Raw genomic sequence first — 23,261 nt, 5'->3', positions numbered from 1 at the left:
CGCCCCGCCTAGCAGCTTACGGTTGACGCGGTGTTAAGCCTGTTGTGTCACATGGCGCAGGAAATGACACGCGTCCTCCACATCCTCGACCATTCGCTGCCGCTCCATTCGGGCTATACCTTTCGCACGCGCGCAATCCTCAAGAGCCTGCAGGCAAAGGGCGTCGAGGTGCGCGGCATCACCGGCGCGCGCCACGTCGCCGAAGGGCCGGCCACCGAGACCGTCGAGGACCTGACCTTTCACCGGGTTGGCGACGCTCCGGGAGGGCCGCCCGTCCTGCGAGAATGGCGCGAGATCGAACAGCTGCGGCACGGGATCGAGCAGCTAGCCAGAGAGTGGCGCCCCGACGTTATCCATGCCCATTCGCCCGCCCTGTGCGGCATGGCCGGGCTGCGCGCCGCGCGGCGGCTCGACATCCCTTTCGTCTATGAGATCCGGGCGTTCTGGGAAGATGCGGCTGTCGGCAACGGCACCGGGACCGAGGGATCGCTGAAGTATCGCCTGACCCGCGCGCTCGAGAACCGGGTTGTTGCAGGCGCGGACGCGGTCTTCACGATCTGCCGCGGCCTGCGCGACGACCTTGTCGCCCGCGGCCACGATGGCGCCAAGATCGGGCTTTCTCCGAACGGCGTCGACCTCACCCTGTTCGGCGATCCGCCGCCGCGCGACGATGCACTGGCCGGGAAAATCGGTATCGGGAAGGGGCCCGTCATTGGCTTCATCGGCAGTTTCTACGACTACGAGGGGCTCGACGACCTCATCGCCGCCATGCCCCTGCTGCGCGAGCGGCATCCAGGTGCCCAGCTGCTGCTCGTCGGGGGCGGTCCGATGGACGATTCGCTGCGGCGACAGGCCGTCCCTCTCGCAGACGCGGTCGTCTTCACCGGCCGCGTCCCCCATTCCGAGGTCGAGCGCTATTATTCGCTCGTCGATGTCCTCGCCTACCCGCGCAAGAAGTCGCGCCTGACCGACCTGGTCACGCCCCTCAAACCGCTTGAAGCCATGGCCGAGCGCAAGATCGTCGCGGCGAGCGATGTCGGGGGGCATCGCGAATTGATTGAGGACGGCGTGACAGGGAAACTCTTCCCTCCCGACGACCCGGCCGCCATCGCCGCAGCCCTCGCCGATTTCATCGACGCGCGTGCCGAATGGCCAGCCATGCGCGATCGCGGCCGTGCGCATGTCGCCGCCAGCCACGACTGGGGGCGGAACGTGGAACGTTATCTCGGTGTTTACCAAGAACTGCTAGGACGCGAGCGAGTGGAAGGCCTACCTGCCCCGTTCCGGACGGCAGAAACCGAAGGATAGCACCCGCCCATGAACGGCACCGCGAGCAAACGACCGATCAGCAGCCACCCGGCATTCCGCTGGGCCGTGGGCCTGTGGTTTGCCGCCCTGCTCGGCGCGGGTCTCTTTGTGATGCCTGAGGGTATTCACACCTCGATCCGCCAGGCACTCGGCATCGATGCGCTGATCCCTGTAGGTGTAGTCGGCAAGGCCATCCTTGCTGGCGCTGCAGCGCTCTTCGGCCTCGCCCTTGGTATCGTGCTCGCGATGCGCGTCGCCGCGCTCAACAGCGCGAGCGAGTTCGACGACGAGGACGAATATGATGAGGTCGCCTGGCAGGATGGCGATGCCGTCGAAGTCGTCGAAACTCCTTCCGAGATGGAAGAACCGCGCCGCCCCTTCAGCCCGCGCGAGTACTTCGGGGACGAGCCGCAAGATCGCGATCCGGCGCCCGTCGAGGAACTCTTCGACGAGGACTTCGCCGAATTCGACGAAGTCGATGACGAAGCCGGGGCAGAGGTCGAGCCGGTGGTAATCGCCGCCGAAGAAGTCGCGCTCGCGGAAGCTCGAGAGCCGGCACCTGTCATGCCTGAGGTGGCCGAAGAAACGGAAGCGCTGGGCGACCTGCCTCTTGCGGTGCTTACCCAACGGCTCAAGCGCGCTCTCGATGCGAGCCGGGCTGCGTCAACGCAGCCCGCGCCAGTCGATGATGGCGAACTCGATCCGGTGATCGCCTTCCTGCGCCGAGAGGCGGACCGAACCGCCCCGGCAAGCGCGCCGGAAGCCAACGAGGATGCGCAGGCTGCCCTGCGCAGCGCGCTCGACCGCCTGTCGCAGGTCGGCAAGCCCCGGTAATCCGACCAAAGCGCCATGGCGCGGCGGATACGAATTCAGCGATAACCCCTCCCCGGAAGTCGGCAAAAATCTTTGGCCGACTGAAATTTTGCTTCAGCCTTCGCAGTTGCAAAATCACAATCGTGCAGCCATGACGGTGGCTCGCGCAATTTTACCGGTGCCTGTGGTACCAAGTGACTTGCCCCTGACACCTCCCGAAGCGGGACGAGTCGGCGGGCATGGAGGAGGACGCTTCGCTTATGGGACGCACGCCGCCCCTGGGGAATGAGGGTCTCTACGACCCCCGCAACGAGCATGACGCCTGCGGCGTCGGCATGGTCGCGCATATCAAGGGCGCGAAGAGCCACGGCATCGTCACCCAGGCGCTCGAGATTCTGGCCAATCTCGACCATCGCGGCGCGGTCGGCGCGGACCCGCTGCTGGGCGATGGCGCAGGCATACTGATCCAGATCCCCGATCCCCTGATCCGCAAGTGGGCCGAGGCGGGCGGACACGACCTGCCCCAGCCGGGTCACTACGCGGTGGCCATGTGCTTCCTCCCGCAACAAGCGGAAGCGCGCGATTTCGTGCAGGGCCAGCTCGAACGCTTCGCGGCCAAGGAAGGCCAGCGCGTGGTCGGTTGGCGCGATGTCCCGACGACACTCGACGGGCTTGGCAAGGCGGTGGTCGATTCCATGCCGGTGATCCGCCAGTGCGTGATTGCCCGCGGTGAAAACTGTGCCGACCAGGATGCGTTCGAGCGCAAGCTCGTCGTCATCCGCAAGCAGACCCTCAACCCGCTCAAAGCGCTCGAGGCCAAGCACGGCATCGAAGGTCTTGCGACCGCCTATATCCCGAGCTTCTCGAGCCGCACGGTGGTCTACAAGGGCCTGCTACTGGCAACCCAAGTGGGCAGCTTCTACGACGACCTGCGCGACCCCGATTGCGTCTCCGCGCTCGGCCTCGTCCACCAGCGCTTCAGCACCAACACCTTCCCCAGCTGGCGCCTTGCCCACCCCTATCGCTTCATGGCCCACAACGGCGAGATCAACACGGTTCGCGGCAATGTGAACTGGATGGAAGCCCGCCGCCGTACGATGGAAAGCGAACTGCTCGGCGCCGACCTCGACAAGATGTGGCCGCTGATCCCGCACGGCCAGTCGGACACTGCATGCCTCGACAATGCGCTCGAGCTGCTGCTGACCGGCGGATACAGCCTCGCCCATTCGATGATGATGCTGATGCCCGAAGCCTGGGCGAAAGATCCGCTCATCGACCCGGCCCGCCGCGCCTTCTACGAATACCACGCCGCGCTGATGGAACCGTGGGACGGCCCTGCTGCCGTCTGCTTCACCGACGGCCGCCAGATTGGTGCCTGCCTCGATCGCAACGGCCTGCGTCCGGCGCGCTGGTGCACGACCAAGGACGACCTCGTCGTCCTCGCGTCCGAAAGCGGCGTGCTGCCGTTCAGGGACGAGGACATCACCCGCAAGTGGCGCCTGCAACCGGGCCGCATGCTGCTGATCGACCTCGAACAGGGCCGCATCGTCGAGGACGAGGAACTGAAGGCCGACCTCGCAGCCGCACAGCCTTACGAAGCGTGGCTGGAGAAGGCCCAGTACAAGCTCGAGGATCTCGACCACATCGAGCCCGATCTGTCGGAAATCCCGCAGTCGGAGCAGTCGCTCCTCGATCGCCAGCAGGCCTTCGGTTACACGCAGGAAGACGTCGCGAAATTCCTCGAGCCGATGGCGACCGGGGGCGAAGACCCGATCGGTTCGATGGGTACGGACACGCCCATCGCGGTGCTGAGCGACCGAAGCCGCCTGCTCTACGACTATTTCAAGCAGAACTTCGCGCAGGTCACCAATCCGCCGATCGACCCGATCCGCGAAGAACTGGTGATGAGCCTGCTGTCGATGATCGGACCGCGTCCGAACCTGCTCGGTCGCGACGGCGGTACGCACAAGCGTCTCGAGATCAGCCAGCCGATCCTGACCAACACCGACCTTGCCAAGATCCGCTCGGTCGAGGTCGCGCTCGACGGCGCATTCCGCACCGCCACCATCGACATAACCTGGGATGCCAGCACCGGTGCCGACGGGCTCGCCATGGCGCTGAAGGAAATGTGCTGGGCGGCGACCGAGGCAGTGCTCGGCGATGCCAACATCCTTATCCTATCCGACCGCGGGCAGGGCCCCGACCGCATTCCGATGCCGGCGCTGCTGGCAACGAGCGCGGTCCACCACCAGCTCGTCCGCCAGGGCCTGCGCATGCAGACCGGCCTCGTCATCGAGACCGGCGAAGCACGCGAAGTGCATCATTTCTGCGCGCTGGCAGGCTATGGCGCGGAAGGCATCAACCCCTACCTCGCCTTCGAGACGCTCGAAGCTCTGCGAGCCGAACGCTTTCCCGAAATGGACGCCGCCAAGGTGCAGGCGAATTACGTCAAGGCTGTCGGCAAGGGCATCCTCAAGGTCATGTCCAAGATGGGCATCTCGACCTACCAGTCGTATTGCGGTGCGCAGATCTTCGACGCCGTCGGCCTGTCGAGCGAGTTCATCGACACCTATTTCACCGGCACCGCGACGACGATCGAGGGCATCGGCCTCAAGGAAGTCGCCGAGGAAGCAGTACTGCGCCACGCGCAGGCCTATGGCGACAACCCGCTCTATGCCGGGATGCTCGATGTCGGCGGCATCTACCAGTACCGCATCCGCGGCGAGGCGCATGCCTGGACCCCGCATTCGGTCGCCCAGCTGCAGCACGCGGTGCGTGGCAACAACCCCAAGAACTATGCCGAGTTCGCGGAAGCCATCAACGAGCAGTCCGAACGCCTGCTGACCATCCGCGGCCTCATGGAATTGAAGCCCGCCGACCAGCCGCTGAGCCTTGACGAGGTCGAACCGGCGGTCGAGATTGTCAAGCGCTTCAGCACTGGCGCGATGAGCTTCGGCTCGATCAGCCGCGAGGCGCACACAACGCTGGCCATCGCCATGAACCGCATCGGCGGGCGCTCGAACACGGGCGAGGGCGGCGAGGAGCCGGACCGCTTCCTGCCGATGGACAATGGCGATTCGATGCGCAGCCGGATCAAGCAGGTTGCCTCGGGGCGCTTCGGCGTCACAGCCGAATACCTCGTCAATTCGGACGACATCCAGATCAAGATGGCGCAGGGCGCGAAGCCCGGCGAAGGCGGCCAGCTGCCCGGCCACAAGGTCGACAAGGTCATCGGCAAGACACGCCACTCGACCCCGGGCGTGGGCCTGATCTCGCCCCCGCCGCACCATGACATCTACTCGATCGAGGACCTCGCCCAGCTGATCCACGACCTCAAGAACGTGCAGCCCAAGGCGCGCATCTCGGTCAAGCTGGTCAGCGAAGTCGGCGTTGGCACGGTCGCTGCGGGCGTGTCCAAGTGTAAGGCCGACCACGTCACCATCTCGGGTTATGAAGGCGGGACCGGCGCATCGCCGCTGACCTCGCTCACCCATGCCGGAAGCCCATGGGAAATCGGCCTTGCCGAAACCCAGCAGACGCTGCTCCTCAACGATCTGCGCAGCCGCATCGCGGTGCAGGTCGATGGTGGCTTGCGCACGGGCCGCGACGTCGCCATCGGCGCACTGCTCGGCGCGGACGAGTTCGGCTTTGCCACCGCCCCGCTGATCGCGGCAGGCTGCATCATGATGCGCAAGTGCCACCTCAACACCTGCCCTGTCGGCGTCGCCACGCAGGACCCGGTGCTGCGCAAGCGCTTTACCGGCACGCCCGAGCACGTGATCAACTACTTCTTCTTCGTCGCCGAGGAACTGCGCCAGATCATGGCGCAGATGGGCTTCCGCACGGTCGAGGAGATGGTCGGTCGCGTCGACCGCATCGACATGCGCCGGGTGGAGCGCCACTGGAAAGCGCATGGCGTCGACCTGAAGCGCATCCTCCACGCGGTTCCGCTCGAGGAAGGCAAGCCGCTCCACCAGACCGAAGGCCAGGACCACGGACTCGGCGGGGCGATGGACGTCGAACTGATCGAAGCCTGCAAGCCGGCCATCGAAAGCGGACAGGCCGTCCAGCTCACCCGCCCCATCCGCAACGTCAACCGAACCGTTGGCGCCATGCTGTCGGGCCGGATTGCCGAGGCCTATGGCCATGCGGGGCTGCCGCAGGACACCATTCGCATCGACCTGACCGGCGTTGCCGGACAGAGCTTCGGTGCCTGGCTCGCCCATGGCGTGACGCTGAGCCTGACCGGCGACGCCAACGACTATGTCGGCAAGGGCCTGTCGGGCGGTCGCATCGCCGTGCGCCCGCCGGAGAATGCTCCGCGCAAGCCGGGCGAGAACATCATCGTCGGGAACACCGTGCTCTATGGCGCAATCGCGGGCGAAGCCTATTTCGCCGGTGTCGCGGGCGAGCGCTTCGCGGTTCGCAACTCCGGAGCCGTCGCGGTGGTCGAGGGTACGGGCGATCATGGGTGCGAATACATGACCGGCGGCACGGTCTGCGTGCTCGGCAAGACCGGACGCAACTTCGCCGCAGGCATGAGCGGGGGCGTGGCCTATGTCTACGATCCCGAAGGCAAGTTCGCCCAGCTATGCAACCCGGCGCAGGTCGACGTGCTCGATGTTGCCCCGGGCGATGGGCCGGGCGCCGAGAAGAGCTGGGGCAAGCCGCAGCAGCGCGCCGTCTCGGTCGAGAATGCCGGTATGGGCGACCCGCTCTACCACGACGCCGAACGACTGAAGGTCCTGGTCGAACGGCACCTGCTGCACACCGGATCGGCCCGGGCCAAGGCTCTGCTCGACAACTGGGCGAGCGAACTCAAGAACTTCCGCAAGGTGATGCCGCGCGATTACGCCAAGGCATTGAAGCTGCTCGAGGAAGAGCGCGAACAGGCTGTGATGGAGGCGGCTGAATAATGGGCAAGGAAACCGGCTTCCTCGAGTTCGAGCGCAAGGATCGCACTTACGAAGATCCCGCCGAACGGCTGAAGAACTACAAGGAGTTCGTCGTTCCGCTGAGCGGCAATGAACTGCGTACGCAGGCCAGCCGCTGCATGAACTGCGGGATTCCCTACTGTCACAACGGCTGCCCGGTGAACAACATTATCCCGGACTGGAACCACCTCGTCTACGAGGATGACTGGAAGAACGCGCTCGAGGTCCTGCACTCGACCAACAACTTCCCCGAGTTCACCGGCCGCATCTGCCCCGCCCCTTGCGAGGCGGCGTGCACGCTGAACATCATCGACTCACCGGTGACGATCAAGTCGATCGAATGCGCCATCGTCGACAAGGGCTGGCAGGAAGGCTGGATCAAGCCGCAGCTTCCCGAAAAGCGCACCGGAAAGTCGGTCGCGGTGATCGGCAGCGGCCCGGCGGGACTCGCCTGCGCGCAGCAGCTTGCCCGCGCCGGCCATGCGGTGACCGTGTTCGAGAAGTCCGACCGCATCGGCGGGCTGCTCCGCTACGGCATTCCCGACTTCAAGATGGAGAAGCACCTCATCAACCGCCGCGCCGTGCAGATGGAGGCCGAGGGCGTCCAGTTCCGCACCAGCAGCGAAGTCGGTGTCGAGGTCAGCTTCCAGGCACTGCAGGAGAATTTCGACGCGGTTGTCCTCGCGGGCGGTGCGGAAGAAGCGCGGATGCTCGACGTGCCGGGCGCGGAACTTCCCGGCGTGCGGCTGGCGATGGAATTCCTCACCCAGCAGAATAAGCGCAATGCGGGCGACGACGAGGTGCGCGCCGCGCCGCGCGGTTCGCTCACCGCGACGGGCAAGCACGTCATCGTGATCGGTGGCGGCGATACCGGATCGGACTGCGTCGGCACATCGAACCGCCAGGGTGCGGCCAGCGTGACCCAGCTCGAGATCATGCCCAAGCCGCCGGAAAAGGAAGACAAGGCGCTGACCTGGCCCGACTGGCCGCTGAAGCTGCGCACCTCGTCCAGCCACGAGGAAGGCGTCGAGCGCGACTGGGCCGTGCTGGCCAAGCGCGTGACCGAAGAGAACGGCGATGTCGCCGGGCTCGAATGCGTGCGTGTCGAGTGGAAGGACGGGCGGATGCAGGAGGTCGCCGGGAGCGAGTTCACGCTCAAGGCCGACCTCATCCTGCTGGCGATGGGCTTCACCGGCCCGAAGCGCCGCGGCCTGCTCGACCGCGCCGGGGTAGACCTCGATGCGCGCGGCAACGTCGCGGCCGATACCGAGTGGTACCTCACCAGCGAGGCGAACGTCTTTTCCTGCGGCGACATGCGCCGCGGGCAGAGCCTCGTCGTCTGGGCCATCCGCGAAGGCCGCCAGTGCGCCCGCGCGGTCGACCTGGCGCTGATGGGCGCAACCGAACTGCCGCGCTAGCCCTCGCGCCCGGTCGGGCGTAACCTCTACCGCGTCTGGGGCGGACAGGGGATAATGGAAGAGGCAATCGGGACATCGACGCTGTCCTTGCTGGCGATACCGCTCGCCTTCATCGTCGGCTTCGCCCTGCGCCGCGGCAGTGTCTGCATGGTCGAAGGAACGCGGCAGGCCGTCATCCTCGGCCGCACGCTGCGATTGCGGGCCTTTGTCGTTGCCGCTGGAGCCGCAGGCTGCGTGGTCCTGCCGCTGTCCTGGGCTTTCCCGACGCAGGGAATGCTCGCGTCCGGTTTCCCGATCACCCTGGCGACACTTGTCGGCGGGGCGCTGTTCGGGCTGGGCGCACGCATCAACGGGGGCTGCCAGTTCGGCACGCTGGGTCGCCTTGCGAGCGGCGAACTCGATTTCCTTATCACCTGCGTTGCGGCGGTTGGCGGCGCGACCCTTGCCTTGCGGACGACCATGCTCTCCGGCCCCGCCGAGTCGTTGCTCATGCGGCCAACTGTGCCGGGCGGGATTGTCCTCGCCCTGTTCGTGGTGCTTGCAGCTCCCGCACTGAGGCCCCGTTACTGGCGCAACTTCATCCGCGCGCTCCACCGCCGCGAAGTGCAGCTCAGTCCGATCCCGGCCATGCTGGTCGTCGGCATGGTCGGCGGGGTACTGTACACGCTTGCAGGTAGCTGGACGGTCGGCTCGCTGCTCAATCGCGAGGGCGCCTGGCTGCTGGGAGATGCCGCAAACCACGCCGATGGCAAGGCGATAGCAGGTGCGTTCGCGCTGCTGGCGGGTGCGCTTTATGCCGCCGTGTGGACGCGCAAGTTCCACCTCAGCCCTCCGACCATGCGGGTATTGACCGCAAATGCGCCCGGCGGCTTCCTGATGGGCGCCGGCGCCGCGCTGGTCCCGGGCGGAAACGGAACGCTGCTACTCTATTCGATGCCCTCGGCCTCGCCCAACGGGTGGGTGGCGTTTGCCGCGATGACTGCGGTGATCGCGCTTACTTTCCTGCCCCATCGCAGCGGGCGGCGAGCGCCTCGTTAAAGGCTGCGCTATCGTCGATCCGCATCGCCACGGCGCTGACTTCGCGCGCACGCCCGATCAGCGGCTTCACGCGAAGCGGATGGTCGAGCGCCAGCATCACGTTGGGCCACGAGAGCACCGCCTGGTTGAAGGTCCCGCCGTCTTTCACCTGCTCCCGAGCAAAGCCCGAGACCTGGGCACCAATCGCCGCATAGGGGACCAGGACATCGATCATGATCCCGCTGCGCACACGCAGCCCCTCTTCGGTCAGCAGCACCGGATAGATGCGGAAACTCTGTGCCAGCCCCATGATCCACAACCCGCCTGCCATGCCGAGCGCGAACCAGATCCACGCCACGGTCGGGTTCCATTGCAGCAGCAGGAAATGCATCACCGCCAGTTCGATCCCCTGCAAAACCAGCAAGGTCCAGATCATCGGCAGGAGGTAGCAGTGATAGGAGAACCCGACCGCGCCGGCCGGTATGTCCTGCGCACGCCGCCATCCGAATAGCGCCAGTCGCATAACTCGGGATTCAGCGCTGGCAAAGCGGACCACGGGCGCCATCGACTCCGGCAATGCCTCCATCGCTGCAGCATCAATTGGCTGGCCCTGTCGGACCGCGGCCAGGAAGCGCAAGGCGCTCCAGCCAAGGAACAAAGCGATGGTCAGCGCCGCGGCGGCTACCAGCGGCGGCAAGGCGTGGATGGTCGAACGCACCGGTCCCGCAGCGCCGGCGAGAACAACCACCGCCGCGATTGCCAGCGCCCCGAGGCTGGCATGAAGGCCCGGCCTCCTGTCCTTTGCCTTGGCGATGGTACCCAGCATCAGGCTGTCGGTCACCAGCCATGCAAATAGCAGTGCGGCCCAGAAGGTGTTGGCGACCGCCCAGTCGGTAAAGGTCATGGCGCGGGCGAGCGCGACAACTGCAAGGGGAAGGACGATCGGCGCGAGGCCGGTCAGGCGGGCGGGGAGCTGCCGTTCCATGGCCCGGTCATAGGCGAAACCTCACGAAGTCCGAAGTGTGCTTTCGACACCGGTTCTTGCAATCCGCGCACTACCCTTGCGTGCGCCCTCGCGCCTGTACGGCAGCACGACGCGCCTCGACTTCTTCCGGGCTGACTGCGGAGTTAGCAGCGGTAGAGCGCGCGTGTTCCAGCTTCATTCCTTCGCCGAAGCTCGCGGCATAACCTTCGTCGATGAGCTTCTTGTAGGTGGCGAGGAAACCGGGATCGATCCCGGCCATGTCGGCAGCGAGCTTGCGTGCGGTGGGCAGCAGTTCCTCCGGCGCGACCACGCGATTGACGAGGCCCCATTTCTCGGCCGTGGCGGCGTCAAGGAAGTTGCCGGTGAAGCTCAGTTCCTTGGCGCGGCTGATGCCGATCATCCGGCTGAGTTTTTGTGACAGGCCCCAGCCCGGCACGATGCCTACCCGCGCATGGGTATCGGCGAAGCGCGCGTTGGTGCTGGCGATGAGCACGTCGCAGGCCAGCGCCACCTCGAACCCACCGGTAATGGCAACGCCATTGATCGCGCCGATCACCGGCTTGCGGCAGACCTCGATAGCCTTGACCGGATTCTCGTCGGCACCCTCGGCATTGGCGGCACCCAATGCGCCTTCCTGCGAGCCCAATTCCTTGAGGTCGAGACCTGCAGTAAAGGCCCGCTCGCCTGCCCCCGTGAGCACCACCGCGCGGACGCTGTCGTCGGCATCGAGCGCGGTCATGACCTCGTAGAGCCGGTGGCGCAGCGCCTTGGACAGCGCGTTCATCGCCTCGGGGCGGTTGAGGGTGACGGTGGCGATACCGTCGGCGATCTCGGTCAGGATGAGGTCGGTCATGGATTCGCAGCCTAGCCATTCGGTTGCTGCTTGCAATCCATCCTTGGGTGCCCTTCATTGCGAATTCGAGAGAGGAGACACGCGACATGGCATTCAAACCCTTCGACCTCACCGGCAAGGTGGCAGTGGTAACTGGCGGCAATTCGGGCATCGGGCTCGGCATGGCGGAGGGATTGGCCGCCGCGGGGGCCGACGTCGCGATCTGGGGTCGCAAACCCGACAAGAACGCGGAAGCGGCCGAGAAGCTCAAGGCTTACGGAACGCGGATCGAAGCACTCGAAGTCGACGTCTCTGACGAGAGCGAGGTGGTCGGTGCCATGGCCGAGTGCCTCTCGCGCCTCGGGCGGATCGATACCTGCATCGCCAATGCCGGGGTCGGGGGAGGCGCTCCGCTGGTCGACCAGACCACCGAGCAATGGCGCAAGGTGACCACGGTCAATCTCGACGCCGTATTCTGGACCTTCCGCGAGGCTGCGCGACACATGGTCGAGCGTGCCGGTGCGGGCGATCCGGGCGGATCGCTGCTGGTCACATCGAGCGTTTCTGCCATCCATGGCGCCCCCGCCAACCAGGCCTATGCCTCGACCAAGGCGGGAGTACTGGCGATGGTCCGGGGTACGGCAGTCGAACTGGCGCGCTACGGCATCCGCGCCAATGCGGTGTTGCCCGGCTGGATTGCCACCCCGATGACCGAGCGCCTCCAATCCTGGGACGCATTCAACGAGAAGGCCATCGGCCGCGTGCCCATGCGCCGCTGGGGCGAGGGCGAGGATTTCAGCGGCATCGCCGTCTATTTCGCCTCCGACGCCAGCCGCTTCCACACCGGAGATTCGGTGGTCATCGACGGCGGATATTCGATCTTCTGAGCTAGAGCCCGCGCACCCTGCGGTAACGGTTGGAGTGCTGGAGCAGCGCCACGACCTTGCCCGAGGCGTCACGCTCGAACGTCACCGTTTCGCGCAGTTCGCCCTTGTCAGAAACGACCTGGAAGCGGTCCCTTGCCAGCGGCTTCATGCGGTAAATGCGATCGGCCGGCTCGGTGCTGTCGCGGTCGATCTGGATCAGGCCACCCGCCCAGGGGATAGCCATGAATTCGGCCGTCCACGGCTGCGCATCGTAAACCCCTTCATAATCCTCGAGGGTGACACCCTCGACCGGGTCGTAGTTCGCCGCAGCTCCGCGGGCCTGGATCAGCGCTGCGATGTTGCCCGCAATGATGTCGGGATTGTCCATGGCGTTCATGGCCACGGCAACGGCCATCTCTTCGGACGGGGCCATGCGCAGCGCGCTGCGATAACCCGGGCAGCTGCCGCCGTGCCCGACCACCGTGGTCCCGTTCTGGTTGCGGACCGAGAAGCCGAGGCCCCAGCTGGTGTTCCAGTCGGGCGAGACATAATGCACCCGCTCCATTTCGCGCAGGGTCGAGGGGCGCAGGACCTCCGCCTTGCCGCTCTTGGCGAGACGGAAGGTCCAGCTGGCGAAGCGGGCGAGGTCGTTGACGCTCGAGGTAAAGCCGGCTGCCGGAGTGATGCCAGCGGTATCGAACAGCCCGACCTCGGGCCGCGTACCGTCGGGCTTCAGCGCACCCCAGCCCACTGCCATCTGCTTGCCGTAGAGGTCCTTCGGCAGGTTCGGGCGCGTGTCCTTGAGCCCGAGCGGCGCAAGGATGTTGGCGCGGACATAGTCGGCGTAGGGAGTGCCGCTGACGGCTTCCACCGTCTCGCCGACCAGGGTGAGCCCGAGGTTGGAGTACTGCCAGGTGGTCTCGGCCGGGTAGAGCGGCGACTGGCTACCGATTTTCGCGCGCATCTCTGCCTGCGTGGGAAAGCGGTAGTCGGGAGCGGTCCAGTAGGGAAAGTCGGATTCGCGCGGCAGGCCGGCCGAGTGGGTCAATGCGCCGCGCAGGGTGATCGGAACGCTTTCGCGCGGATCGGCAGCAAGCTTGGCCCAAGGTAGGTAATCGGTGATCGGCGCATCGAGCGCGACCTTGCCCTGCTCCCACTGCTGCATCAGCGCGACCGAGGTGAACAGCTTGGAGATCGAACAGATCGAATAGATCGTGTCGGCAGTGGCAGCTTGCCTGCCCGCACGGTCGGTGGTGCCGAAGCCCTTGGCCCAGACCGTCTTGTCGCCCTGCGCCACGGCCACGGAGACCGCCGGGATCTTGAGGTACTGGCGCTGGCTTTCGACCCACAGGTCAGCAGCCCTCAGGGCTTCGGCCAGAGCCGCGGCCTTCTGCGCTTCGGCGGCGTTGGTCTGCCCATTTTCCTCGTGCGCCTTGGCGAGCACCGGAGTTGCCATTGACAAGAGGGCCAGCGACGCCCCCGCCTTGAGCCAGTTCTTCATGCCCTTGTCCCTCCCCTGCGAATCTCCTCGCGGAAGACTGCCACAGAGGTCGCTGGGTGGAAAGGCGACGGGATTCAGGGCGTCCAGTCGATCGTTCCGCGCCCGTTTGAGGCAAGGAACTCGTTGGTCCTGCTGAAGGGGCGCGAGCCGAAGAAGCCGCGGTGTGCGGACAGCGGGCTGGGGTGCGGGCTTTCGATCAGGCAGTGCCTGCCGTTGCGCAAGGCGGCGATGCGCTTCGCCTTGGCCTGGGCATGGCTGCCCCAGAGGATAAAGACCGACGGCTCAGCTTGCTCGGCCACCGCCGCAACGCAGGCGTCGGTGATCGCATCCCACCCTCGGCCCGCATGGCTGCCGGCATTGCCCGCCTCGACCGTCAGCGTGTTGTTCAGCAGAAGCACGCCCTGCCGTGCCCAGCGCGTGAGGTCGCCGTGGTCCGGGCGCGAGATGTCGCAATCGGCCTCCAGCTCCTTGTAGATGTTGACGAGGCTGGGTGGCACACGCTCACCCTGCGGGACCGAAAAGCACAGCCCCATGGCCTGGCCCGGTCCGTGGTAGGGGTCCTGTCCCAGGATCACGACGCGCACTGCCTCCAGCGGAGTCAGCTCGAGCGCGCGCAAGCGGCATCCGCGCGGAGGGTAGATCGACTTGCCTGCCTCTTCTTCGGCATGCAGCCAGCCGCCCAGCCGCCGCGCTTCTGCGGTGGCCAGGACCGGGTCGAGCACCGGCTTCCAGCTGTCAGGAACCATCTCCGCCATCGTCCCTTCCCTCTAGAGCGCAATCCGCCTAAGGCCCACCCCATGGCAGTGCATTACCACGAAGAAGACTTGCCGGCCGGCGTGCTGGCGGACGGGCCGGTAGCGGTCGACACCGAAACCATGGGTCTTGTCACCAAGCGCGACAGGCTGTGCGTCGTCCAGATCAGCGACGGCAACGGCGACGAGCATCTCGTCCGCTTCGGTCCGAACAGCACTTACGATGCGCCCAACCTCAAGGCGGTGCTCGGCGATCCCGACCGGCTCAAGCTGTTCCACTTCGCCCGCTTCGACCTCGCCGCGATCGAGTACTATCTCGGGGTCATGGCAGCGCCCTGCTATTGCACCAAGATCGCCAGCAAGCTGGTGCGCACCTACACCGACCGCCACGGCCTCAAGAACCTGATCGAGGAAGTGCTGAGCGGGACTATCTCAAAGGCCCAGCAGTCGTCCGACTGGGGCGGCCCCGAACTTTCCGAAGCACAGCGCGAATATGCCGCCTCGGACGTGCGTTATCTCCACCGCTTGAAGGACGAACTCGACCGCAGGCTGGAACGCGAAGGCCGGACTGCCATCGCGCAGGCGTGCTTCGATTTCCTCCCCACCCGTGCCCGCCTCGACATCGCCGGCTGGGCCGAACACGACATCTTCAGCCACGCGTAAGGAGCGCCGGAGCAGGCAAACGCCATGGCCAGGAAGCAACGCCGGATCGAGACGCAGGAAGCCGCGGAGCTGCGCAACGAGCGCCAGCACTGGGCCGAACCCGGCGGCTCGCATGACCGGCTCGTCGCTTTCCTTGCTCGTGCGCTGCCGATGGGCGTCGGCGTCCTTGCCGCGCTGATGATCATCTCGCCGCTCAGTCCGCGCGGGGAAATCAGCTTCCTGCTCGACCGCAACAAGGTGGCGGTGATCAGCGAGCGCCTGCGCGTCGACAACGCGCTCTATCGCGGCGAGGACAAGGACGGTCGTCCCTTCTCGCTCACTGCCGGAGAGGCCGTGCAGCGTTCAAGTGCCGAAGGGATCGTTCGCATGAACGACCTTGTCGCGCGGATCCTGCTCAATGATGGCCCCGCACGACTGACCGCGGGGGCCGGCCAGTACGATATCGACGAATCGGTCGTCTCGGTGATCGGCCCCGTCCAGATGCAGGCGGCTGACGGCTATCGCATGATGGCGCGTGACGTTTCGCTCGATCTCGAGGCCAAGACACTGGTCGGCGCCGGCGGGGTCGAGGGCGCGATTCCTGCGGGAACTTTCAGCGCCAACCGCCTTACTGCCGATATGTCGGCCCGCACGATTACCCTTTCCGGCAATGCGCGCCTGCGCATGGCGCCGGGCAAGCTGAGGATGCCCTGATGAAGCAGCATTTCCCGACCATGGCGCGCTGGGGCGCAGCCGGTTTCCTCGCCACGCTGGCCGCTCTTGGCGGCGTGCAGCTAAGCGCGCAGGCCATAGCCGGGCACAATTCCAATGCGCCCGTGTCCTACGCCGCCGACCGCATCGAGCTTCAGGACCGCCAGAACCGCGTGGTGCTGTCGGGCAATGTCCAGATCACGCAAGCCGGACTCAGCCTCAACGCGGCGCGAACGATCGTGAACTATTCCGACGCCGGATCGCTCAAGATCCAGCGCATCATGGCAACCGGCGGCGTCGACGTCAGCCGCGGCGACGAGCGCGCACGGGGCGACACGGCAGTCTACGACTTCAACCGTCGCATCATCACCATGGCAGGCAACGTCCGTCTCAATCGCGGCGGCGACACGCTCAACGGCGGGCGGTTGGTCATCGACCTCGCGAGCGGCGTCTCCAGCGTCGACGGCAAGGCCAGCGGCTCCTCCTCGGTCACCGGCCAGACGTCGACCTCCGGCGGCCGCGTGAGCGGGACCTTCTCCGTTCCGCAGAACTGATTGCGCGGTGGCGGACGCGCCGCTCGAATACGTCCTCGTCGAACTTGCGGGCGGGAAGCGGCCCGACGCCGCTTTCGGGGAATGGGACGCGCTCGACTTGCGCGCGGCAGAGCACCGGGTTCAGCCCCTGCTGCACCGTCTGCATGGCCAGGATGAGGCGATACCGGTCCAAGTCCGCGATAACTGGGCTCAGGCCTATCGCGCCAGCGCCGTTGAGGCATTGCTCCAGCGCCGCGAATTGCTGGGTATCGCCGGCCTCTTCGCGCAGCACGACGTGCCTTTCCTCGCCCTCAAGGGCTCGTGGCTGGCGTGGCATGCATGGCCTGAGCCGGCCCTGCGTCCGCTGCGCGACCTGGACCTCTTCCTGCCCGGCACGAGCGCACTGGATGCCTATGCCTTGTTGCTCGCGGAAGGTTGGCGCCACGATGCGGACGATGGGCCGGGGCCGCTTGGGGCAAAAGGTTGGCTGGCGCGCTTCAAGGCGCTGCCCCCGCCAACCTCGCCCGGAGGCGTGGTTGTGGACCTGCACGCGCGGCTGTGGGACGATGATGGCCGGACCCCTCCCCAACCCGCGGACCTTTTCGTGCACGCGGCATGTGATCCAGATCACCCTGCGCTTCGCTATCCGGGTCCCGTCGACCAGCTGATGCACCTTGCCGTGCACGCCGGCTTCCATCGCTTTGACGGCGGACCACTGATGCTGGTCGATTTCGCCCATCTCGTCTCCCGACATCGCTTCGATTGGCAAACCGTATGGGCCCGCGCGGGGACGGAAGGCTGGCTGGCGCACCTCGCTCTGTGTCTTGCGGGCGCGCGGCGATGGGCGGGTATCGACGCGCCCTGGCCCGATTTGCCCGTCGAGATTCCCGGCGACCTCGTCGAGCACCTGCCGCTGCTCCTGGCCAAGCCGCTCGAGGCGCGCGAAGACGATATCGCTTCGGCCAAGGCAGCCCGCTCCTCCCTGACCCTAGGCGCGAAGATCCGGCGCGCGCTGGCACGGCGGGAGCGGCATGAAAGCCTCGGCGACTATCTCGGCTGGGCTGGTCGCCAGGCGGCTGGCGTCCTGCGATCGACTTTCGGCGCAAGCGACCGCATGGCCGCCATTGCCGCGATAGATGATTTCCTGGAGAGTTAGCGTCCCGCCCCGGCGACGCGGGCAATGCCGGTGAGGCCCTGGGCCAGCAGCAGTTCGGCCGCCTGGCTGTTGGTCAGCAGTTCGCGGTGCATTTCGACCAGCCGCAAGGTCAGGCGGTCGAGATTGTTGCGCTGGCGCCAGCGGGCGAGCTGGTTGCCGATCTCGCGATCTTCCTTGAAGAAAATACCGAGCCGCGCCTTCGCCCCTTTGTCGAGATCGGTGTAGGGCCGCGAGCCAAGTTCCGCCGCGATGCGGGCAAGCTGTGCCGCGCGCCGCTCGAACGCCAGCAACACGCCAACGGGGTTGAGGCCGAGCTGCTTCATGCGCGCGATTTCCGGCGCAATGCGATTGGTCTGCCCGCCCATCACCGCATTGACGAGAGGCATGAAGCCATCCTCGTCGCTGGCGGCGCCGATCGCGTCGAGATCCTCCGCCGTGGCATTGACCGGGCTTTGCGGGCTGGCGTCGAGATAGAGCGCCAGTTTGGTCACCTCGCTCTGAGCAAGGCGGACATCGAGATTTGCCCCGCGTGCGATCCGCTCCGCGAGATCGCCGCCCAGACGCACGCCCGCAGCATCGGCCATCGCGCGGACGGCGGGAACGACGCTGCGCAAGTCGGGAGGATAGAACAGCGCCACCAGCGCGTCCTTGCGCTTCTCGAGCAGCTTGGCGGTGCGCGACTTGTCGGTAGCGGACGTGGCGACGACGATCACCGGACAAGCCTCGCCCGCGCCCATGTCGCCCGTCTCGGTCAGCACCTTGAGCGCATCGTGCGCATCGTCGCCGGTGGCGCGCACCCAGATGTGGCGCTTGTCACCGAAAAGCGAGGTCGAGCGCGCCTCGTCACCCAGGCGGGCAGGATCGCCGCGCAATTCCGCACCGCTCAGTTCCACGCGTTCGCCGGGTTCGGGAAGCCAGGTCGCAAGATCGTTGGCGGCCGCGCTGGCCCCGGCTTCGTCCTGGCCGCAGAAGAAGAAGATCGAGCAGGAGCCGGCTGCGCCGCGCCCCTTGGCCGCAAAGTCGCGGTTGGTGAGCTTCACTGCCCGGCGCTGGCGCCACGGCGCAGGGTCAGCGCCACGCGCGTCACGATGCGTTCGGCAACCTGTTCTGCGAGGTTTTCGAGGGCAGTCTGCTCAGCGGCGATGGTTGCATATTCGCTCGACACCACGTCGATGCCCGCGTCCGACCCGGCGGTCGCGTCGAGCAGGATCTCGCCGGTCGAAAGCTCGATCAGCTGGTAACGGGCGCGCAGCGTCCGCCGTTCGCGACTGATGGTATCGTCACGCAACACGCCGAGGCCTTCGAGTTCGTCGTCGAGCCGCACTTCGAGCCGGTATTCGGGGGTCGCGGCCCCCGCCGCGCCGAGCCGATCGTTGAGCGCGTTGCGCACCAGCCATCCCGCCTGTCCCTCGATCGCCGGAACCTCAACTGCGGCGAGACCCTGCGCGACCGCGCCGCTGCCGCCACCGGCATACATGGGCGCAAGGCCACAGGCGGAAAGCGCGAGGCTGGCGAGAAGGATGAGGGCGCGACGCATCAGGTGACGATATTCACCAATCTGTCGGGCACGACAATGACCTTGCGCACCTGTGCACCGTCGATCGAGCGTTGCACCTTCTCCGACGCGAGGGCCATTGCCTCGAGGTCTTCCTTCGAAGCGCCCTTGGGCGCGGTCAAAGTATCGCGCAGCTTGCCCATGTGTTGGACGGCGATGGTGACCTCATCCTCGACCAGCAGCGCCGGATCGACTGCCGGCCAGTCGGCATCGGCGACCATGCCTTCCATGCCCATTCCCGCCCATGCTTCTTCGGCGAGGTGCGGCATCATCGGCGCGACAAGCTGGACCAGCGTGCGGATGGCGGTGGAGCGGCTGGCCGAGGTGCCGGCCTTCTCGACCGCGCCGGTCAGTTCGTAAATCCGCGCCACGGCCTTGTTGAAGCCAAGCGATTCGATGTCCCTCGCCACCGCATCGACCGTCTGGTGGGTTTTGCGATCGAGCGTCTTGTCCTCGCCTTCGGCCCCGCCCTCGTAAGCCGAGAACAGGCGCCACAGGCGATGGACGAAGCGGCTGCAGCCTTCGATTCCCGCCTCGGACCACGGCAGGTCGCGTTCGGGCGGGCTGTCCGACAACATGAACCAGCGCACGGCATCGGCGCCAAAGCGGTCGATGATCGTGTCGGGATCGACGACGTTCTTCTTCGACTTCGACATCTTGATGACGCGACCGATCTGGACCGGCTCGCCACCCTCTTTCAGCGTCGCGCCGTCGCCGGTGCGGATGACCTCGTCGGGGCTGTAGAAGACCTCACGCTCGCCTTCGCGGCGCGAATAAGTCTCATGCGTCACCATCCCCTGCGTGAACAGCGAAGCGAAAGGCTCCTTCACGTCGAGCATGCCAATGTGGGCCAGCGCACGGGTCCAGAAGCGGGCGTAGAGCAGGTGCAGGATCGCATGCTCGATGCCGCCGATGTACTGGTCGACCGGCAGCCACTTGGCGACCTCGTCGCGGTCGAAGGGCTTGTCCGCCGGCTGGCTGGCGAAGCGCAGGAAATACCACGAGCTGTTGGTGAAGGTATCGAGCGTATCGGTCTCGCGCTCCGCCTTGCCGTCGCATTTGGGGCAATCGACGTGCTTCCAGGTCGGGTGGCGCAGCAGCGGGTTGCCGGGGATCTGGAAATCGACGTCTTCGGGAAGGGTGACGGGCAGCTGCTCCTTGGGCACCGGAACCACACCGCAGGTGCCGCAGTGTATGAACGGGATCGGCGTGCCCCAGTAGCGCTGGCGGGAAACACCCCAGTCGCGCAGGCGCCATACCGTCTTGCCCTGCCCGCGGCCCTCGGCCTCGATTCGGCGGATGATCTCGCGCTTGGCATCATCGACACTCATGCCGTCGAGGAAGTCCGAATTGACGAGCACGCCTTCGCCCGCCTCTGCTTCGCCCTCAAAGGGCTTGTCGGCATCCTCGGCGCTCGCAGCGACAACGCGAGGAATTGGCAAGCCGTACTTGGTGGCGAATTCGAAGTCGCGCTGGTCGTGGCCCGGGACCGCCATGATCGCGCCGGTGCCATATTCCATCAGCACGAAATTCGCGATGTAGACGGGCAGATCGGCGCCGGTGAACGGATGCTTCGCCGTGATGCCGGTGTCGAAGCCCAGCTTCTCCGCGGTTTCGAGCTCGGCAGCAGTGGTCCCGCCCTTCTTGCACAGCGCGATGAACTCGCGCGCCGCCTCGCTGTCGAGCGATTGCGCAACCGGGTGGTCGGCCGCAACCGCGACGAAGCTTGCGCCGAAAATCGTGTCCGGCCGCGTGGTGTAGACCGGCAGCTTGTCGCCGTTCGACAGGTCGAAGCTGAATTCGAGGCCCTGCGACTTTCCGATCCAGTTTTCCTGCATCAATCGAACCTTGTCGGGCCAGTCGTCGAGCGCGCCGAGCCCGTCGAGCAGGTCTTCGGCGAAGTCAGTGATCTTGAGGAACCACTGGTTGAGCTTGCGCTTCTCGACCTCGGCGCCCGAGCGCCAGCCCTTGCCGTCGATCACCTGCTCGTTGGCGAGCACGGTCATGTCGACCGGGTCCCAGTTGACCTCGCTCTCCTTGCGATAGACGAGGCCCGCCTCGTACATGTCGAGGAACAGCGCCTGCTCGTGGCCGTAATATTCGGGATCGCAGGTGGCGAATTCGCGGCTCCAGTCGAGCGCGAAGCCGAGGCGCTTCAGCTGCGCTTTCATGTGCTCGATGTTGGCGCGGGTCCAGCCGCCCGGGTGGACGCCCTTTTCCATCGCCGCATTCTCGGCTGGCATGCCGAAGGCGTCCCAGCCCATCGGGTGCAGCACCTCGTGCCCCGTCGCCTTCTTGTAGCGCGCCAGCACGTCGCCCATCGTGTAGTTGCGCACGTGGCCGATGTGGATGCGCCCGCTGGGATAGGGGAACATCTCGAGCACATAGCTCTTGGGCTTGTTCGAATTGCTGTCCGCGCGGAACGTCTGCGCGGCATCCCACGCCTGTTGCCAGCGCGTGTCGGCTTTCGAAGGATCGAAACGGGTGTCGGTCATGCGCACGCCCTTAAGGAAATCGTACGCAATTGGAACCCGCTATACGCGGGTTCGCAGCTTAGCCCTTGATCGCCTGACGGCGCAGTTCGCGTGCCTTGGTAAGGATGATGTCTTCCAGCTTTTGCACGGTGGCAGCCTGTACCGGCGCGTCGACCCAGGCACCGCCCTGGGCGACCTGTCGGCTGGCGGCGACACGCAGTGCGTCGGCGCGAAGGTCCTGGTCGAGGATCGTCACCGTCAGCTTGACGCGCTCACCCGGGTTGGACGGATTGGCATACCAATCGGTTACGATCACGCCGCCATTGCTGTCTTCGTTGAGCAGCGGGGCGAAGCTGACCGTCTCCAGCGCAGCACGCCAGAGATAGGAGTTCACGCCGATGGTGGTGACACGCGAAGCGGCAAGGTCCGCCTTGGGACGATCGCCTCCGCCGCAGGCCGCAAGGCTGGCAGTTGCAGCAACGGCCACTGCGAGGATGGCGGGACGGCGAAGATTGGCGAAAGCGCTCATGTCGATCCTTGGTAACAAGCGGTGTTTCCGGCTCTATAAAGCCTGCACACGTGCGGGCAAGGCATAGCGCCGCGAACCCCCAATTGCGCGTCTCTGGCGTGAACCGGTGATGAATTCTTGCGTTGAGGCGAAACGAGACAGTCGAGTCATGTGGAAACTGCGCAACACTTTCGACTAATCGCCTGAATAGCCCTGTTGAAAAGCTGGCCAAAAAGGAACCGGCACCCTAGCTTGGGAATAGGGAGTCGAGTCTCCCGCGCATTGGTGGAGCAAGGCGAGGTTAATCGCCGATCTGCTTAGAGCGGGGACGGATTGAAAGGACACACGGGGCCACTATGGCAACCAGGGCAAACAGCAAGGGCACGAAGCGGGCGATTCCCGCGGCGCTCGCGGCTGCCGGCCTTGCGTTTGCAGTGCCCGGCACCGTCATGGCCGTGGACAGCGGTCGTCCGGCCATCGCTGCTCCTGCAACCCTGGGCTCATTGCCTTTCACGCCCGCTCGCGTCGATCCTGCCCTGGCACGCCAGGTGGCGAAGATCCTCGGCGAAGATGGCTTGCGCTTCACGCCCGCGACCAAGGTTCTCGGCGGCAAGGAACGCACCGTGACTGTTGCGGTCCGCGTCGATGCCGCCAGTGCCCGCGCCATTTCGGTGCGCAACACCATCGCTTCGGCCAGCGCCGAACAGGGTCGCGAACGCGCGCTCGAGATCGCGCCGACCAGCTACAACCTTGGCGTCGCCCGCGGTTACCAGAGCTTCGCCCAGCCGACCAAGCAGGTCGAGGTGCCGGCAGGTCTCCGCGACATCGCCATGCCCGACCTCGCCGAATTCCGGCCCGAGGAAAAGCGTACCGGCAAGCCAAGCCGCTTCCAGTCGCGCATCGCGCTGGCCAACGAATCGGCTACCGGCCGCGCCCCGCGCACCTACGAATCGGCTGGCGAGCAGAGCGTCGACCTGCGCGGTTCCTATCGCCTCGGCCGCAATCTCGATGTGACCGCAGGTGTGCGCGTCTCGCAGGATCGCAACCGCTTGGCCCCGCTGACCGATGGGGTCGAGGACGATCAGGCCGTCTACGTCGGAACCCAGATCCGCTTCTGATCTGGCTCGCTACGGCGCGCCCCTTCCCAATATTGCATCTGCCAAGAATACGATTGAACGCCTCGTGCGAAGGTCGGATTGCCTTTGCACCGTAACACTTGCACGCCTAGGACCTTAGCTAACGCTACGGAAAGCTTG

At 65.9% G+C, this 23,261-nt stretch carries 19 protein-coding genes; 11 read left to right on the top strand and 8 right to left on the bottom strand.

Annotation, left to right across the window (positions count from 1 at the left end; translation table 11 throughout):
- The first annotated feature begins 63 nt into the window (after positions 1-63).
- From IRL76_RS13605 to IRL76_RS13585, 5 genes are all read left to right on the top strand, one after another.
- A complete protein-coding gene (locus IRL76_RS13605) occupies positions 64-1,308 on the top strand; it encodes a TIGR04063 family PEP-CTERM/XrtA system glycosyltransferase (protein WP_200981853.1) in 1,245 nt (414 codons plus the stop codon).
- Positions 1,309-1,317: 9 nt separating this feature from the next.
- A complete protein-coding gene (locus IRL76_RS13600; RefSeq protein WP_200981852.1) occupies positions 1,318-2,142 on the top strand; it encodes a hypothetical protein in 825 nt (274 codons plus the stop codon).
- Between the two features lie 239 nt (positions 2,143-2,381).
- A complete protein-coding gene (gene gltB / locus IRL76_RS13595; protein ID WP_200981851.1) occupies positions 2,382-7,037 on the top strand; it encodes a glutamate synthase large subunit in 4,656 nt (1,551 codons plus the stop codon).
- Positions 7,037-8,473 (top strand): glutamate synthase subunit beta, encoded by a 1,437-nt coding sequence (locus tag IRL76_RS13590; RefSeq protein WP_200981850.1) that lies wholly within the window; start codon positions 7,037-7,039, stop codon positions 8,471-8,473. Before gltB ends, IRL76_RS13590 begins: the two co-directional genes overlap by 1 nt.
- Before the next feature lie 54 nt (positions 8,474-8,527).
- The gene (locus tag IRL76_RS13585; RefSeq protein ID WP_200981849.1) at positions 8,528-9,511 is read left to right on the top strand and encodes a YeeE/YedE thiosulfate transporter family protein; all 984 of its coding nucleotides are present in this window, start codon (positions 8,528-8,530) and stop codon (positions 9,509-9,511) included.
- On the opposite strand, the gene IRL76_RS13580 is transcribed toward IRL76_RS13585, so the two are convergent.
- Both IRL76_RS13580 and IRL76_RS13575 read right to left on the bottom strand, forming a co-directional pair.
- The gene (locus IRL76_RS13580) at positions 9,468-10,475 is read right to left on the bottom strand and encodes a hypothetical protein (RefSeq protein ID WP_200981848.1); all 1,008 of its coding nucleotides are present in this window, start codon (positions 10,473-10,475) and stop codon (positions 9,468-9,470) included. The genes IRL76_RS13585 and IRL76_RS13580 overlap by 44 nt on opposite strands.
- 70 nt (positions 10,476-10,545) lie before the next feature.
- The gene (locus IRL76_RS13575; protein ID WP_200981847.1) at positions 10,546-11,328 is read right to left on the bottom strand and encodes an enoyl-CoA hydratase; all 783 of its coding nucleotides are present in this window, start codon (positions 11,326-11,328) and stop codon (positions 10,546-10,548) included.
- Positions 11,329-11,414: 86 nt separating this feature from the next.
- Between IRL76_RS13575 and IRL76_RS13570 the strand changes: the two genes are divergently transcribed.
- On the top strand, positions 11,415-12,194 hold the full coding sequence (locus tag IRL76_RS13570) for an SDR family NAD(P)-dependent oxidoreductase (protein ID WP_200981846.1): 780 nt from the start codon (positions 11,415-11,417) through the stop codon (positions 12,192-12,194).
- Between the two features lies 1 nt (position 12,195).
- Here the strand turns inward: IRL76_RS13570 and IRL76_RS13565 are convergent, their stop codons facing one another.
- Together IRL76_RS13565 and ung are read right to left on the bottom strand one after the other, a co-directional pair.
- The gene (locus IRL76_RS13565) at positions 12,196-13,674 is read right to left on the bottom strand and encodes a serine hydrolase domain-containing protein (protein WP_200981845.1); all 1,479 of its coding nucleotides are present in this window, start codon (positions 13,672-13,674) and stop codon (positions 12,196-12,198) included.
- Positions 13,675-13,748: 74 nt separating this feature from the next.
- Complete coding sequence (gene ung / locus IRL76_RS13560) at positions 13,749-14,429, bottom strand: uracil-DNA glycosylase (RefSeq protein ID WP_200981844.1); 681 nt, start codon at positions 14,427-14,429, stop codon at positions 13,749-13,751.
- Positions 14,430-14,471: 42 nt separating this feature from the next.
- On the opposite strand from ung, the gene IRL76_RS13555 reads away from it, so the two are divergent.
- From IRL76_RS13555 to IRL76_RS13540, 4 genes are read left to right on the top strand one after another with little or no spacing between them, the layout of a single operon-like run.
- Complete coding sequence (locus IRL76_RS13555; protein ID WP_200981843.1) at positions 14,472-15,089, top strand: ribonuclease D; 618 nt, start codon at positions 14,472-14,474, stop codon at positions 15,087-15,089.
- 24 nt (positions 15,090-15,113) lie between these two features.
- Positions 15,114-15,782, top strand: a complete 669-nt coding sequence (lptC, locus tag IRL76_RS13550) for an LPS export ABC transporter periplasmic protein LptC (RefSeq protein WP_200981842.1) — start codon at positions 15,114-15,116, stop codon at positions 15,780-15,782.
- Positions 15,782-16,333, top strand: a complete 552-nt coding sequence (locus IRL76_RS13545) for an LptA/OstA family protein (RefSeq protein ID WP_200981841.1) — start codon at positions 15,782-15,784, stop codon at positions 16,331-16,333. Before lptC ends, IRL76_RS13545 begins: the two co-directional genes overlap by 1 nt.
- Positions 16,334-16,340: 7 nt before the next feature.
- A complete protein-coding gene (locus IRL76_RS13540) occupies positions 16,341-17,468 on the top strand; it encodes a nucleotidyltransferase domain-containing protein (protein WP_200981840.1) in 1,128 nt (375 codons plus the stop codon).
- Here IRL76_RS13540 and holA read toward each other — a convergent pair.
- Genes holA through IRL76_RS13520 form a run of 4 tightly spaced genes read right to left on the bottom strand, consistent with a single transcriptional unit; the run spans position 17,465 to position 22,026 of the window.
- Complete coding sequence (gene holA, locus IRL76_RS13535; protein ID WP_200981839.1) at positions 17,465-18,508, bottom strand: DNA polymerase III subunit delta; 1,044 nt, start codon at positions 18,506-18,508, stop codon at positions 17,465-17,467. The two genes, IRL76_RS13540 and holA, sit on opposite strands and share 4 nt — an antisense overlap.
- Complete coding sequence (lptE, locus tag IRL76_RS13530) at positions 18,505-19,005, bottom strand: LPS assembly lipoprotein LptE (protein ID WP_200981838.1); 501 nt, start codon at positions 19,003-19,005, stop codon at positions 18,505-18,507. Before lptE ends, holA begins: the two co-directional genes overlap by 4 nt.
- Positions 19,005-21,518, bottom strand: coding sequence for a leucine--tRNA ligase (leuS, locus tag IRL76_RS13525; RefSeq protein ID WP_200981837.1), 2,514 nt, complete (start codon positions 21,516-21,518; stop codon positions 19,005-19,007). The genes lptE and leuS overlap by 1 nt, the downstream gene beginning before the upstream one ends.
- A 58-nt stretch (positions 21,519-21,576) precedes the next feature.
- Positions 21,577-22,026: a DUF3576 domain-containing protein gene (locus IRL76_RS13520; RefSeq protein ID WP_200981836.1), complete on the bottom strand. Its 450-nt coding sequence runs from the start codon at positions 22,024-22,026 to the stop codon at positions 21,577-21,579.
- A 335-nt stretch (positions 22,027-22,361) separates the two neighbouring features.
- Between IRL76_RS13520 and IRL76_RS13515 the strand changes: the two genes are divergently transcribed.
- Positions 22,362-23,123 carry a hypothetical protein gene (locus IRL76_RS13515; protein WP_246449819.1) on the top strand — a complete coding sequence of 254 codons (762 nt, stop codon included), beginning with the start codon at positions 22,362-22,364 and terminating at the stop codon, positions 23,121-23,123.
- Positions 23,124-23,261: the final 138 nt, after the last annotated feature.

Source organism: Qipengyuania soli (genome assembly GCF_015529805.1).
GTDB lineage: Bacteria > Pseudomonadota > Alphaproteobacteria > Sphingomonadales > Sphingomonadaceae > Qipengyuania > Qipengyuania soli.
This window is presented reverse-complemented; position numbering and strand designations above follow the sequence as displayed.